Source organism: Paracoccus sp. SY (genome assembly GCF_002901215.1).
Taxonomy (GTDB): Bacteria; Pseudomonadota; Alphaproteobacteria; order Rhodobacterales; family Rhodobacteraceae; genus Paracoccus; species Paracoccus acridae.
Map to the genome: position 1 here is coordinate 1 of NZ_NWMQ01000010.1, position 12,685 is coordinate 12,685.

A 12,685-nucleotide genomic window follows, 5' to 3' on the forward strand; every position below is an offset into this window, starting at 1 on the left:
TAAGGTTGTTCAGAGCCGACTCGTTAAGCGACAGGATTGCAGGCTAGCACGGCAAGGGCTGCGGGCGATGCCGGAAATGCCTCGGTTTTTATCGGTCGCCGTTAACCGACCGGAAACCGAGGCGCGCGATGATGGCGCATGTCGCGCTATCTCCGCCCCCGCCTGCCCGGCGTCCCGATCTTCTTCACCGTCGCCCTGGCGCAGCGGGGCAGTCGGCTGCTGGTCGATGAGGTTGATCGCCTGCGCGAGGCGGTCAGGGCGACGCAGGCTGAACCGCCATTCGGGATAGAGGCATGGGTCGTGCTGCCGGATCACCTGCATTGCCTCTGGCGCCTGCCCGAGGGGGATTGCGATTATTCGACCCGGTGGCGGTTGATCAAGGCGCGCTTCTCTCGGGGCTTGCCAGCGGGACCGTTACGCGGCAGCCATGTGGCGGGGCAGGAACGCGGCATCTGGCAGCGCCGGTTCTGGGAACATCATATCCGCGATGACGAGGATCATGCGGCGCATCTGCGGTATTGTTGGTTCAATCCGGTGAAACACGGCTATGTGGAACGGCCCGAGGATTGGCCGTATTCGTCATTCCACCGCGACAAGGCCGCCATAAAAGTGGCGTGGGGTGCGTGCTTGCACGCATTGTGTGTCGGTGAAGTGGGAGGGAAGGGTCATAGTATGGGCGAGCAGACCGCCCGGATGATCGTGCAACCCGTAGGGTGCGTGTTCATACGCACGGTTGGCAACGGCGGCGAGGAAGCGGTGCGTGCAAGCACGCACTACGCTTGCTTCCCCACCGCCTACTAGGCAAATGCCCTTCCAATAACCTTGAATACATTTTTAAACGATGAAAGCTCTTTTTCAGTCAGTTCTGATGACTTAAAGGCTTCTAAGTATTTCTTTTTTAACTCAGCAGACGCTTCGTTGCGAACTTTGGAGCTAGCCGACTGAAGTTTCGTAACTAGAGGGATATTACTCCCATAAACATCACCCCGAATCCGATCAGGAAGAAGCCCTTCAATGCACTGCGCACCATCAGCATCCACTCCAATCCAGCAATAATGCGTATTTTGAACCAAGCCGAGCCTTTGAAGGGATTTCTCAGCCTCATCTCTGCAGTCCAAGTCAAAGGTTATAAATATTTTTGCAAACTTTTCAGTCATGAACTTAAGAAGCTGCGTATTTTTTAGGGAATCCTTACCCCCGTAAGATACAACCTCTACATCAGGTGGAATGTGATAAATTTCAGGATATTTTTTCTTTATGAACTCAAAATACTCTTTATCAATAGCCCCTTCAACTAAGACCACGCGGGATTTAGCTGACGAAAAAACCTCGTGCCACGCAGGAAACTCGGCGCTTGCAACTCCAAGAATGCGGCTGAATGGCTGCATCCAATTACTAGCAGATACATCCACCACCTCTGCCGCACGTGCCTTTCCGCGAGTAAGCTTACGCTCAATGAGAATATTTGCCGGCGGATCACTTTGATTCAGCATATATGGACTATGAGTTGTCGCCAATATTTGTATATTGAACTCCCGTGCCAAATCAGAAAGAACACGACCAAATTCAGCTTGCGCAGAAGGATGCAGGAAACTTTCCGGTTCCTCAACAAGAACAAGCGGCGCTGATCTATTCTCTGGGCTGTCTGAATTGCTTAAGCGAACCGCCTCTAGAACGGAAATCATTATCCGCGTTCTATTTTGTGTTCCAGCGCCCCAGTCAGAGAGAGGAACCTCCACGCTCTTGTCAGTCAGTTTAACTGAGATTGGTAAACGAGAGGATGAGCGATCAATTGTTGCGAGCTCTACCTCATATTTATCTTTAAGCTTCCCCAAGAGTTCTGTTAAGTTTTCTTTATGCTTCTTTGCTGCTTGCTTTACTCGTGTCTGCAGAGACTTTTCGGCTTCCTGTATTTTTTTTCGCTCGTCTCCCGAAAGGTGCATGTCAAACATCTCTGAAAGAGTATCGCCAAAATAGTAGTAGGCGCGCCTCTCAGCGTCGGTAGAGTTATGAACAACCAAGTTATGCGAATTTTGCAATTTCTTTAGTATTTCGCTCGCCTCTTGCCCAACCACCGGCTTTCCTTGAACAGTGCACTCAAGACTGGATGTATCTTGGGTAGAAAATTTTTCACGCAGAGATATTTTAACGCTGCTTCCTAAATCAGCAGCCTTAATTATTCTTTCAACAGTAAAATAGACCTATGAGTCCCGATCTTTATCGAGGTCTAGAGTAATAGCTACCTCACAGTGATCTTCTGTCACCCACTGCGTTTTATCCTTTGCCAAGTCTATGCGTGTTGAACGAGGAGAGTAGATATCTCTATCATTTTTCTCCAAAAAATGCCTGATAATCTTAACAATGGCCGTTTTCCCAGCATTGTTTTCGCCAGATATCGTACAATATCCAGAGGAGAATTTTACTGAAAAGTCTTGGAGAGTACGGAAATTTTTTGCCTCTAACGAAACGATTTTCATTCCTTACCCATCCATCTTCAACGCCTGAATAAACGCCGTCTGCGGGATCTCCACTTTCCCGAACTGGCGCATCTTCTTCTTGCCGGCCTTCTGCTTCTCCAGCAGCTTCTTTTTCCGCGTCGCGTCGCCGCCATAGCATTTGGCGGTCACGTCCTTGCGCATCGCCGACAGCGTCTCGCGCGCGATCACGCGGGCGCCGATGGCGGCCTGGATCGGGATCTTGAACATGTGCCGGGGGATCAGTTCCTTGAGCTTTTCCACCATCACGCGGCCACGGGCCTCGGCGCGGTCGCGGTGGACCATGATGGACAGGGCGTCCACGGGCTCGTCGTTGACCAGGATCGACATCTTGACCAGGAAATCCTCGCGGTATTCGCTGATCTGATAGTCGAAGCTGGCATAGCCCTTGGTCACGGATTTCAGGCGGTCGTAGAAGTCGAAGACGACCTCGGCCAGGGGCAGGTCATAGACGACCATGGCACGGTTGCCGGCATAGGTCAGGTCGAGCTGGATGCCGCGGCGGTCCTGGCACAACTTCAGCACGTCGCCCAGGTATTCGTCGGGGACCATGATCGTGGCCTTGATGCGCGGCTCCTCGATATGGTCCACATGGGTCAGGTCGGGCATGTCGGCGGGGTTGTGCAGGTCGCGCACCTCTCCGTCGCGCATGTGCAGCTTGAAGACCACGCTGGGGGCGGTGGTGATCAGGTCCAGGTCGTATTCGCGTTCCAGTCGGTCGCGGATCACCTCGAGGTGCAGCAGGCCCAGGAAGCCGCAGCGGAAGCCGAAGCCGAGGGCGGCCGAGGTCTCCATCTCGTAGCTGAAGGAGGCGTCGTTCAGGGCCAGCTTCTCGATGGCGTCGCGCAGAGCCTCGAAGTCGTTGGCATCCACCGGGAACAGCCCGCAGAAGACCACAGGCTGGGCGGGCTTGAAGCCCGGCAGAGCCTCGGATGCGCCCTTCTTCTCATGGGTGATGGTGTCGCCCACGCGGGTGTCGCGGACCTGCTTGATGGAGGCGGTGAAGACGCCGATCTCGCCCGGACCCAGTTCGGCGATGTCCACCATCTGCGGGGTCAGCACGGCCAGCTTGTCGATGCCATAGACCGCGCCGGTCTGCATCATCTTGACCCGGTCGCCCTTGCGGATCACGCCGTCCATGACGCGGATCATCACGACGACCCCCAGATAGGCGTCATACCACGAATCCACCAGCATGGCTTTCAGCGGCGCGTCGCGGTCGCCCTTGGGGGCGGGCAGGCGCGTCACGATGGCCTCCAGCACGTCGGGGATGCCGAGGCCGGTCTTGGCGCTGATGGGAATGGCGTCCGAGGCGTCGATGCCGATCACCTCCTCGATGTTCTCCTTGACGCGGTCGGGTTCGGCCGCCGGAAGGTCGATCTTGTTCAGGACCGGCACGATCTCGTGGCCCGCGTCGATGGCCTGGTACACGTTGGCCAAGGTCTGCGCCTCGACCCCCTGGGAGGCGTCCACGACCAGCAGCGATCCTTCGACCGCGCGCATGGACCGGCTGACCTCGTAAGCGAAGTCCACATGGCCCGGCGTGTCGATCAGGTTCAGCACATAGGTCTGCCCATCACGCGCCGGATAGCTGATGCGGACGGTGTTGGCCTTGATGGTGATGCCGCGTTCCCGCTCGATATCCATGCTGTCCAGCAGCTGGGCCTTCATGTCGCGTTCGGCGACAGTGCCCGTCAGCTGGATCAGCCGGTCGGCCAGGGTGGATTTGCCGTGGTCGATATGGGCCACGATGGAGAAATTGCGGATCAGGGAAAGCTCGGTCATGGCCGGGCTATACAAGGGCTTTGGCCCTGCGGGAAGGGGATTTTGCAGCCCTTACACTGCGGCAAGACGCGCCCGCCGCAGGCGCGCCTCTCGCCACATGGAATAGATGCCGGCGCCCGCGATCAGGGCGGCCCCCAGCAGCGTCGCCGCATCGGGCCGTTCGCCGAAGATCGCGACCGCCAGCAGCATCGCGAACAGCAGCCGGGAATAGCGGAAGGGCGCGATGGCCGAAATCTCGGCCAGGCGGGTGGCGACGACCATGGTGATATAGCCCAGAAGACCGAAGCACAGGGTCGCCGCCATCAGCGCCCCCTGCCCCGGCGTGGGCAGCACGGCCTGCTGGCCGCCCAGCAGCATCAGCGCCAGGCCCGCCAGACCCATCGAGCCGAAGGCCCCCGCCGACAGCAGGCCCGACCCCACCTCGGGCGGCAGGCGGCGGGTCACAAGGTCGCGCACGGCCAGCGTCATCACGGCGATGATCGCCAGGACGGAACTGAATTCGAAGGCGGCGGTGCCGGGTTTCACGATCAGCAACACGCCCGCAAAGCCCACCGCGATGGACAGCCAGCGGCGCCAGCCGACCTGCTCGCCCAGGAAAAGCGCCGCACCCAGCGTCATCAGCAGGGGCTGCGCCTGCAGGATGGCCGAGGCGATGGACAAATCCCCCGTGGCAAGCGCGGTGACGAAGGTGACGGCGCAGATACCCTCGCACAGGTTGCGCAGGGCGACCTGGGGGCGCAGCAGGTGGCGCAGGCGCAGCCCCTCGGGACCGACGGCGATCCACAGGCCGAAGACGACCATGCCCGCAAAGCCGATCACCGCCAGAAGCTGGCCGGTGGGAATGCGGCCCGACAGGCCTTTCAACAGCGCGTCCTCGGCCGCAAAGGCGGCCATGGCCAGCACCATCAGCAGGGCCGCGCGCAGGTTATGCATGGCCTTCCTCCAGCCGGGCGACCAGGGCGGGAAGCCCGGCGATGGTTTCCAGGCGGTGCGCGCGGGGATGGTCGGGCGCATCCGCATGTTCGACGGCCCAGGTCATCGCGTGCGGGATGAAGACGCCGTGTCCGCCCAGTTCAACGACCGGCAGCACGTCGCTTTTCACCGAATTGCCGACCATCACGAAATCCTCGGGCGCGACACCTGCGCGGAACAGCACGCGGGAATAGGTTTCGGGCGACTTGTCGGCCAGGATCTCGACGGCATCGAAACGTTCAGCAAGGCCCGATGCGGCGATCTTGCGTTCCTGGTCGATCAGATCGCCCTTGGTGATCAGGATCAGCCGGTGCCCGGCCAGGGCGTCCAGCGCCTCGGGAACGCCGGGCAGCAGATCGACGGGATGGGCCAGCATCTCTTGCCCCAGTTCCAGGATGCGACCGATGGCGCGACCGTCGATGCGCCCGTCGGTCAGTTCGATCGCGGTCTGGACCATGGACAGCATGAAGCCCTTGATGCCGAAGCCGTAACGCGCAAGGTTCGCGCGCTCCACGTCCAGCAGGCGGCTGGCGATGTCGGCGCCGTCCGCGTATTCGCCCAGCAGGGCCACGAATTCGCCCTCGGTCACGCGGAAGAAGGTCTCGTTTTCCCACAGGGTGTCGTCGGCATCCAGCCCGATCGCCTCGATCATCGCATTCCCCATGCCTTGCCCTTGCCGCCTTGCAGGATCATGCTGCACCCGACTTGTCAAACCCCCACTCACCCCCAACGAGGACAGCCATGACCTTCACCGTCCCCGACATGACCTGCGGCCATTGCAAGGCCGCCGTCGAGACCGCCATCGCAGATGCAGGCGGCCGCGCCACCGTCGATCTGGCGCAGAAGACGGTCACCGTCGAAGGCCTGGACCCGGACCGCGCAGCCCAAGCGATTCGCGATGCCGGATACGAGGTTTTGCAGGCAACGTCCTGACGGCGCGCAGGAACCCTGCCGCACACCGCCTGATTGAGCGGGCGGCCCGTTCCTGATAACATCACCCCCGGACGGGCATCGCAGACCGGGACAACCGGCCCCCGCCGAACAACATGAAATCGAGGAGACAGTCCATGCTCAACCGCATCGTCATTGCGGCCGCGGCCATCATGATGACCGCCCCCCTGGCCGTGGCAGGCCCCATCGACAGCGCCTGCGTCCGGTCCGAACGCGCCCGCGGCAATGCACCCCTGTGCGGCTGCATCCAGCAGGTCGCCAACCAGACCCTGTCGCGGTCCGACCAGCGCCGCGCTGCGTCCTTTTTCCGCGACCCGCACCAGGCGCAAGAGGTGCGGATGTCGAAAAGCGATGCCGACAACGCCTTCTGGGCACGCTACAAGCGGTTCGCCTCCCAGGCCGAGGCTTACTGCCGGTAGGCCGCCTTGCGCATCACCGTCCTGACCGGCGCGGGCATTTCCGCCGAAAGCGGGCTTGCGACATTCCGCGCCGTCAACGGCTTATGGGAAAACCACCGGATCGAGGATGTGGCGACGCCCGAGGGTTTTGCCGCCGATCCGGCGCTTGTCCATCGCTTCTACAACATGCGCCGCAAGGATGGCTCCGGCGCACGCCCCAATGCCGCGCATCTGGCCCTGGCCGATCTGGCGCGGCGGCATGACGTGACGCTGGTCACGCAGAACGTGGACGACCTGCACGAACGCGCGGGCAGCACCGATGTCATCCACATGCATGGCGCGCTGTCCGGCGCGCTTTGCGCGGCTTGCGGGCATCGCTGGCGCGCGCCGATGGTGATGCAGCCTGAAGACCCCTGCCCCGCCTGCGCCCGTCCGGCGACCCGGCCCGACATCGTCTGGTTTGGGGAAATGCCCTATCACATGGAACGCATCTGGGACGCCCTGGAAGGGTCCGACCTGTTCGCGGCCATCGGCACGTCCGGCAACGTCTATCCGGCGGCGGGATTCGCCCAACACGCCCGCCGCAACGGCGTCGAATGTCTGGAACTGAACCTGGACGCCAGCGCCAATGCCCGCGACTTCCACCGGCGCATCATCGGCCCTGCCAGCCGCACGGTGCCGGACTGGGTGGCATCGCTGGGCTGATTGGCCTTGCCTCATGACAGGTTTGTGAGCTAAAGGCGGCCCTGCCTCGGTTCCGGGTTGATCCCCGGTTAAAAGGGAACGCGGTGCGAATCCGCGACTGCCCCCGCAACTGTCAGCGGAGAGCGAGGCCGGATTGACGCCACTGGTTCCGCCCGCGGGATTGGGAAGGCCCGGCCAAGCGATGACCCGCAAGTCAGGAGACCTGCCGAACGCGATCACCCTGACGGCGCGCGAGGGGCGCGCCGGATACGGAAACTTCCGTCGTGGTGGTGTCGCTGTCCGGTGGGTTCATCCCCCTGGACGAACCGCATCGCGCCCGGGCCGCACGCATCGCCCGGGTTTCTGGAAGGATGTCTTTCGTGACGCCGAAACCCTTTTTCCTGTCCCTGACCGCAGCCCTGGCGCTGACGACCGCCCTGCCCGCCGCCGCCCAGGATGCCGCGGCAAGGCCCTTCGTCCTGGACGACCTGACCCTGACCGCCAATCGCGAACCGACCGAGCTCAGCCGCTCGGGCAGTTCGGTATCCGTGCTGACCAGCAAAGACCTGCAGGACAGGGCCAGCCAGCCCCTGACCCGCAGCCTGACCAAGCTGCCAGGGGTGACGCTGCGCCAGTCGGGGCCGCTGGGCACCCTTGGAGTGGTTCAACTGCGCGGCGCGCCCGCTCAATACCTGCCTGTGGTCATCGACGGGATCGAGGTGTCGGACCCCGCTGCCGACAAGACCTACTATAATCTTGGAGGCCTGGTCAGCGCCGGCATCGACCGTGCCGAACTGCTGCGCGGAGCGCAGTCAGCGCTTTACGGGACTCGTGCCGTGGCAGGCGTCCTGTCCCTGCAATCGCTGCGCCCGACCGAGGATGGCCTGCGCCACCATTTCGGGATCGAGGCAGGCACCTATGACACGCTGACCGCAAGCTATGGCGCGACGCTGCGCCAGGACGACTTGGACCTTGCATTTCACGTCAGCCATATCCGCACCGACGGCTTTTCGGCCAAGGACGAAAACGAGGGCAACTTCGAGGAGGACGGGTTCGAGGCGACGCGCCTGTCCTTCTATTCCGAACACCGGCTGCAGAACGGGGTGACAATCGGCTTCAACGGGTTCTGGGAAGACAGCACCGCGGATTTCGACGATTTCCAAGGTGACGTGCCAGGCACGCCGGGCAACGACTATACCGAAAGCGAAAGCTATGGCCTGCGCGGTTTTGCCCGATTCACCACCGGCGCGGTCGATCATGACCTTTCCCTGACCCGTTATCGCATCCAGCGGAAATCATATCAGGATTTCGCCGCTCCTACCTTTCTGCCGGACGTCGTGGAAACCAGCGAGTTCGTCGGCACCCGCACCAAGCTGTCCTGGCAGGGCGCAACCGATATCGGCCAGGGCGTCCGCGCCGTCTTCGGTGCGGATACCGAGAAAGAGGAAGTCGCGGACAAGGGCAATGCCCGCATCAACGGGGTCTTCGTGGAAACGACCGCTGCCTTGGGGGACCGCTTCGACATCACCACCTCGCTGCGCCGCGACGACCATTCGCGCTTTGGCGGGTTCACTTCGGGGCGGGTCGCAGCCGTTTATCGCGCCGACAATAACCTGCTGTTCCGTGCGGCCCTTGGCAACGGCTTCCGCGCGCCGTCGCTTTACGAACTGTTCAGCGAATTTGGCGATGCTTCGCTTGAACGCGAAGAAAGCCGCACCTACGAGGTCGGGGTCGAAAAGCAATGGGGCGACAGCCATCTGCGGGCCACGGCTTTCTGGCTCAAGGCAGAGAACCTGATCGGGTTCGATCCTGCCGCGACGGCCTGCGGCCAACCCTTCGGCTGCTATGCCCAGGTGCCCGGCACCACCCGCCGCCGGGGGGTGGAAATCGATGGCCGTTATGCCTTCGGGACGGGCCATGCGCTGACCGCCAGCTATACCTTCATCGACAACCAGGCGAATGTCGAATGGGCCAGCGTGCCCGAACGCGTCCTGAACCTGGGGGCAGAGACGAGTTTCGCGACCGGCACCATGGCCGCGATCGAATTGCAGCATGTCGCCGGGCGGGCGGACGATCTGGACGACTTCACCACTGTCGATCTCAGCGTCAGTCATCCGGTCCGCGACAATGCCACCGCCTATCTGCGCCTGGAAAACGTCTTCGACGAGGAATACCAATGGGTGCGGGGCTATGGCACCTCGGGGCGGGCGGTTTATGCGGGGCTTCGTGCGTCGTTCTAGGACCATTCTGGCGGCGGTCCTGATCGCCGCCGCGGCCCTGCCCGCCGCCTCTGGATCGGCGGAGGCGGCCCCGCAGCGCGTGGTGTCGATGAACCTGTGCATCGACCAGTTGGCGATGATGCTGGCCGCGCCGGGGCAACTGGTCTCGGTCAGCAGTCTGGCGCAGAACCGGCGCTTGTCCCCCATGGCCGAACAGGCCGTCGCCCATGTGCCGAATACCGGGCGGGCCGAGGAGATCTATCTGCTGCGTCCCGACCTGGTGATCGCAGGGACCTATACGCCCCAGGCCACGATCGCGATGCTGCACCGCCTGGGATTGCGGGTCGAGATCCTGCCCCCGGCCGAGGATTTCGACGCCATCCGCGCCCAGATCACCCGGCTGGGCGCCCTGCTGGAAAGGCAGGCCGCCGCACGCGATCTGCTGGCCCGCTTTGACGCGGATCTGGCGGCGGCGCGTGCCCCGTCCGGGCGCGGCCGGGCGGCGCTGTATTATGCCAACGGCTTCACCTCGGGACCCGGCACCTTGGCGGGCTCAATCCTTGGCGCGGCGGGATACGACAATATCGCAGCGGATCACGGCATCTCGGCCACGACCCACCTGCCGATGGAATTGCTGGTGATGGCCCGGCCAGACCGGCTGATCACGGGCGCGACATGGCCGGGCCAGTCGCAGGGCGAGGCGATCCTCGACCATCCCGCGCTTGCCGGTATCGCCCCCACCGAAAGACAGGTCACCGATCGCGACTGGGTCTGCGGCACGCCCTTCGTCACGCGTGCCATCCGGTCGCTGAGATGAGGAAATGGTCCGTCACCCTGTCGGTGCTTGTGGGGGCATTGTTCCTGGCATCCCTGCTGACAGGACCGGCTGGCCTGCCCGCGATGGATTCGCTGCGGGCGCTGGCCTTCGGAGGCGACGGACCGATCCCCATCGTGATGCGGGAAATCCGCCTGCCCCGCGCGATCCTGGGACTGGCTATCGGCGCGGGCCTGGGCCTGACGGGGGCCGCGCTTCAAGGCTATCTGCGCAATCCCTTGGCCGAACCGGGACTGATCGGCATCTCGGGCATGGCGGCCCTGGGCGCCGTGATCGCGATCCAGACCGGGCTGTCGCTGGCCGCGATGTCGGCGCTGCCCCTTGCGGCCATGGCGGGGGCGACGGCGGGGGTGGCCCTGCTGGTGGCCCTGGCGGGTCCGCGCGGTGGGTCCGTGACGCTGATCCTGGCGGGGGTCGCGATCTCGGCCCTGGCGGGCGCGGGCACCGCCCTTGTGCTGAACCTGTCGCCCAATCCCTATGCCGCGAACGAGATCGTCTTCTGGCTGATGGGATCGCTTGCCGACAAGTCCATGCTGCATGTCTGGCTGGCGCTGCCGCCCATGGCACTGGGCGCCGGGCTGATCCTGTCGGTCCGCCGCGCGCTTGACGCGCTGACGCTTGGCGAGGCTGCCGCGCAGACCCTGGGCATATCGGGAACCGGGCTGCGCTGGCGCCTGATCGCGGGGACGGCCCTGGTCGTCGGACCGGCGACGGCCGTGGCGGGCGCCATCGGCTTCGTGGGGCTGGTGATCCCCCACATCCTGCGGCCCCTGGTAGGCGCGCGGCCATCCGCCCTGCTGCCCGCTTCGGCCCTGGGCGGGGCGGCGCTGCTGCTGGCGGCCGATGTCGCAGTGCGGCTGATCGTGCCGGATCGCGACCTGAAGCTGGGCGTGCTGACCGCCATCGTCGGCGCACCTCTGTTCCTGCACCTGATCTGGAAGACCCGCAGCGGGGGGCGCGTCTGATGGTCCTGCGGCTTTCCGGCCTTTCCGTCACCCGCCGCCGCCGTCCGGTGCTGCACGGCGTCAACCTGGCCCTTGGCAGCGGAGAGTTCGTGGGCCTGATCGGACCCAACGGCGCGGGCAAGTCATCCCTGATGGAGGCCGCGCTTGGCCTGATCCCCTTCACCGGCACCTCTAGCCTGGCCGCGATGCCAGCCGACCGGCGTGCGCGCCATGCCACCTATCTTCCGCAGTCGCGCGAGATCGCCTGGCCCGTCAGCGTCGAGGATCTGGTGGCCCTGGGACGCATCCCCTGGCCCGGCGGCGGGCGCAGCGGCGAAGACCGTGCCGCCATCGACGCCGCCATCGCCCGCATGGGGTTGGAGGCGTTTCGCAAGCGCACCGCCCTGCGGCTGTCGGGGGGCGAACAGAACCGCGCCCTGATCGCCCGTGCCCTGGCGCAGGACACGCCCATGCTGATCGCGGACGAACCCATCGCGGGCCTTGACCCGGCGCAGCAACTGGCCTGCCTGCGCCTGTTCCGCGACCTGGCGGCGGAAGGGCGGACCGTGCTTGCCTCGATCCACGACCTGGGGCTGGCGGCGCGGTTCTGCACGCGGCTGGTGCTGCTGTCGGGCGGGCATGTGCTGGCGGACGGTCCCGCCGATGCCGTGTTGGGCGACGACCTGTTGCGCCGCGCCTTCGGCATCACCGTGCGCCGGGTCGAGACCCCGGACGGTCCGGCGATCCTGCCGGTCTAGGCCATGGCGGCCAGAACCTCATCCGTCAGGGCCGCGATCTCGTCCCGCGCGGGGCCGCTGGTGGCACGTTCCAGGGCGGCTGTGCCCTGGCCCAGCGTCTCGGCGTAAAGCACCCGATTGGCGACCTGGGTTCCTGCCACATCGGCGCCCAGGTCGGCGGCCTTCTGCGCGACCTCGGCCGACAGCCGCGTGTTGGGACGCACCCGGTTCATCACCACCAGCACCGGCGCCTTTTCGCGCCGCGCCAGATCCAGCACGCCTTCGGTCGCCCAAAGATCGACATGGCTGGTGGCGACCGGCACCAGTACCAGATCGGCCACCCGCAGCGCCGGGCGCAGGTCGCTGTCGATCTTGGGCGGTGTGTCGATGATCACGAAATCGAACCGCTTCTTCAGCTTCTCGGATTCGTAGCTGGCCCCCCAGGCGGACGAGGTGGAGAAATCCATCGCCTCATCCTCGCCCCGCGTCTGCATCCGTTCGATGAACCAGCGGCCCAGGCTGCCCTGCGGGTCGGTGTCGATCAGGGCCACGGAATGGCCCCGCCCATGCAGGCTGACGGCCAGGTTGACGGCCAGCGTCGTCTTGCCCGATCCACCCTTCTGCTGCGCGACCGTGATGATCCTGCCTGCCATCGCCCTCTCCTG

General features: G+C 63.9%; 14 protein-coding genes and 1 riboswitch. Of the genes, 8 read left to right on the top strand and 6 right to left on the bottom strand.

The window, feature by feature from the left end:
* Nucleotides 1-138 precede the first annotated feature (138 nt).
* Nucleotides 139-801 carry a transposase gene (locus tag CK944_RS09980; protein ID WP_229665151.1) on the top strand — a complete coding sequence of 221 codons (663 nt, stop codon included), beginning with the start codon at nucleotides 139-141 and terminating at the stop codon, nucleotides 799-801.
* Here CK944_RS09980 and CK944_RS09985 read toward each other — a convergent pair.
* The 5 genes from CK944_RS09985 to CK944_RS10005 form a co-directional block, all read right to left on the bottom strand.
* Nucleotides 798-2,075 carry an ATP-dependent endonuclease gene (locus CK944_RS09985; RefSeq protein ID WP_103172922.1) on the bottom strand — a complete coding sequence of 426 codons (1,278 nt, stop codon included), beginning with the start codon at nucleotides 2,073-2,075 and terminating at the stop codon, nucleotides 798-800. The genes CK944_RS09980 and CK944_RS09985 overlap by 4 nt on opposite strands.
* Nucleotides 2,076-2,201: 126 nt before the next feature.
* Nucleotides 2,202-2,477 (bottom strand): AAA family ATPase, encoded by a 276-nt coding sequence (locus CK944_RS09990; protein WP_103172923.1) that lies wholly within the window; start codon nucleotides 2,475-2,477, stop codon nucleotides 2,202-2,204.
* A 3-nt stretch (nucleotides 2,478-2,480) separates the two neighbouring features.
* Nucleotides 2,481-4,280, bottom strand: coding sequence for a translation elongation factor 4 (lepA, locus tag CK944_RS09995; RefSeq protein ID WP_103172924.1), 1,800 nt, complete (start codon nucleotides 4,278-4,280; stop codon nucleotides 2,481-2,483).
* A gap of 51 nt (nucleotides 4,281-4,331) precedes the next feature.
* The gene (locus CK944_RS10000; protein ID WP_103172925.1) at nucleotides 4,332-5,213 is read right to left on the bottom strand and encodes a DMT family transporter; all 882 of its coding nucleotides are present in this window, start codon (nucleotides 5,211-5,213) and stop codon (nucleotides 4,332-4,334) included.
* Nucleotides 5,206-5,916, bottom strand: a complete 711-nt coding sequence (locus tag CK944_RS10005; RefSeq protein WP_239986031.1) for an HAD family hydrolase — start codon at nucleotides 5,914-5,916, stop codon at nucleotides 5,206-5,208. The genes CK944_RS10000 and CK944_RS10005 overlap by 8 nt, the downstream gene beginning before the upstream one ends.
* Nucleotides 5,917-5,993: 77 nt before the next feature.
* On the opposite strand from CK944_RS10005, the gene CK944_RS10010 reads away from it, so the two are divergent.
* The 7 genes from CK944_RS10010 (at nucleotide 5,994) to CK944_RS10040 (ending at nucleotide 12,041) form a co-directional block, all read left to right on the top strand.
* Nucleotides 5,994-6,185, top strand: coding sequence for a heavy-metal-associated domain-containing protein (locus CK944_RS10010; RefSeq protein WP_103172926.1), 192 nt, complete (start codon nucleotides 5,994-5,996; stop codon nucleotides 6,183-6,185).
* A 134-nt stretch (nucleotides 6,186-6,319) separates the two neighbouring features.
* Nucleotides 6,320-6,622, top strand: a complete 303-nt coding sequence (locus CK944_RS10015; RefSeq protein WP_103172927.1) for a hypothetical protein — start codon at nucleotides 6,320-6,322, stop codon at nucleotides 6,620-6,622.
* Between the two features lie 6 nt (nucleotides 6,623-6,628).
* Nucleotides 6,629-7,306, top strand: a complete 678-nt coding sequence (locus CK944_RS10020; RefSeq protein ID WP_103172928.1) for an NAD-dependent deacylase — start codon at nucleotides 6,629-6,631, stop codon at nucleotides 7,304-7,306.
* 30 nt (nucleotides 7,307-7,336) lie between these two features.
* Nucleotides 7,337-7,531, top strand: a riboswitch (cobalamin riboswitch).
* Nucleotides 7,532-7,665: 134 nt separating this feature from the next.
* A complete protein-coding gene (locus CK944_RS10025; RefSeq protein ID WP_146038637.1) occupies nucleotides 7,666-9,525 on the top strand; it encodes a TonB-dependent siderophore receptor in 1,860 nt (619 codons plus the stop codon).
* The gene (locus tag CK944_RS10030; RefSeq protein ID WP_229665150.1) at nucleotides 9,512-10,321 is read left to right on the top strand and encodes an ABC transporter substrate-binding protein; all 810 of its coding nucleotides are present in this window, start codon (nucleotides 9,512-9,514) and stop codon (nucleotides 10,319-10,321) included. Before CK944_RS10025 ends, CK944_RS10030 begins: the two co-directional genes overlap by 14 nt.
* Nucleotides 10,318-11,304 (top strand): iron ABC transporter permease, encoded by a 987-nt coding sequence (locus tag CK944_RS10035; RefSeq protein WP_103172931.1) that lies wholly within the window; start codon nucleotides 10,318-10,320, stop codon nucleotides 11,302-11,304. The genes CK944_RS10030 and CK944_RS10035 overlap by 4 nt, the downstream gene beginning before the upstream one ends.
* Nucleotides 11,301-12,041 carry an ABC transporter ATP-binding protein gene (locus tag CK944_RS10040; protein WP_188715310.1) on the top strand — a complete coding sequence of 247 codons (741 nt, stop codon included), beginning with the start codon at nucleotides 11,301-11,303 and terminating at the stop codon, nucleotides 12,039-12,041. Before CK944_RS10035 ends, CK944_RS10040 begins: the two co-directional genes overlap by 4 nt.
* On the opposite strand, the gene parA is transcribed toward CK944_RS10040, so the two are convergent.
* On the bottom strand, nucleotides 12,038-12,673 hold the full coding sequence (gene parA, locus CK944_RS10045) for a ParA family partition ATPase (RefSeq protein WP_103172933.1): 636 nt from the start codon (nucleotides 12,671-12,673) through the stop codon (nucleotides 12,038-12,040). The two genes, CK944_RS10040 and parA, sit on opposite strands and share 4 nt — an antisense overlap.
* Between the last annotated feature and the right edge of the window lie 12 nt (nucleotides 12,674-12,685).

What these genes read in the sequence shown, in the direction of transcription:
- CK944_RS09980 (WP_229665151.1), top strand. Translation starts at nt 139, where the DNA reads ATGTCGCGCTATCTCCGCCCCCGCCTGCCCGGCGTCCCGATCTTCTTC.
- CK944_RS09990 (WP_103172923.1), bottom strand. Translation starts at nt 2,477, where the DNA reads ATGAAAATCGTTTCGTTAGAGGCAAAAAATTTCCGTACTCTCCAAGAC.
- lepA (WP_103172924.1), bottom strand. Translation starts at nt 4,280, where the DNA reads ATGACCGAGCTTTCCCTGATCCGCAATTTCTCCATCGTGGCCCATATC.
- CK944_RS10000 (WP_103172925.1), bottom strand. Translation starts at nt 5,213, where the DNA reads ATGCATAACCTGCGCGCGGCCCTGCTGATGGTGCTGGCCATGGCCGCC.
- CK944_RS10005 (WP_239986031.1), bottom strand. Translation starts at nt 5,916, where the DNA reads ATGGGGAATGCGATGATCGAGGCGATCGGGCTGGATGCCGACGACACC.
- CK944_RS10010 (WP_103172926.1), top strand. Translation starts at nt 5,994, where the DNA reads ATGACCTTCACCGTCCCCGACATGACCTGCGGCCATTGCAAGGCCGCC.
- CK944_RS10015 (WP_103172927.1), top strand. Translation starts at nt 6,320, where the DNA reads ATGCTCAACCGCATCGTCATTGCGGCCGCGGCCATCATGATGACCGCC.
- CK944_RS10035 (WP_103172931.1), top strand. Translation starts at nt 10,318, where the DNA reads ATGAGGAAATGGTCCGTCACCCTGTCGGTGCTTGTGGGGGCATTGTTC.
- parA (WP_103172933.1), bottom strand. Translation starts at nt 12,673, where the DNA reads ATGGCAGGCAGGATCATCACGGTCGCGCAGCAGAAGGGTGGATCGGGC.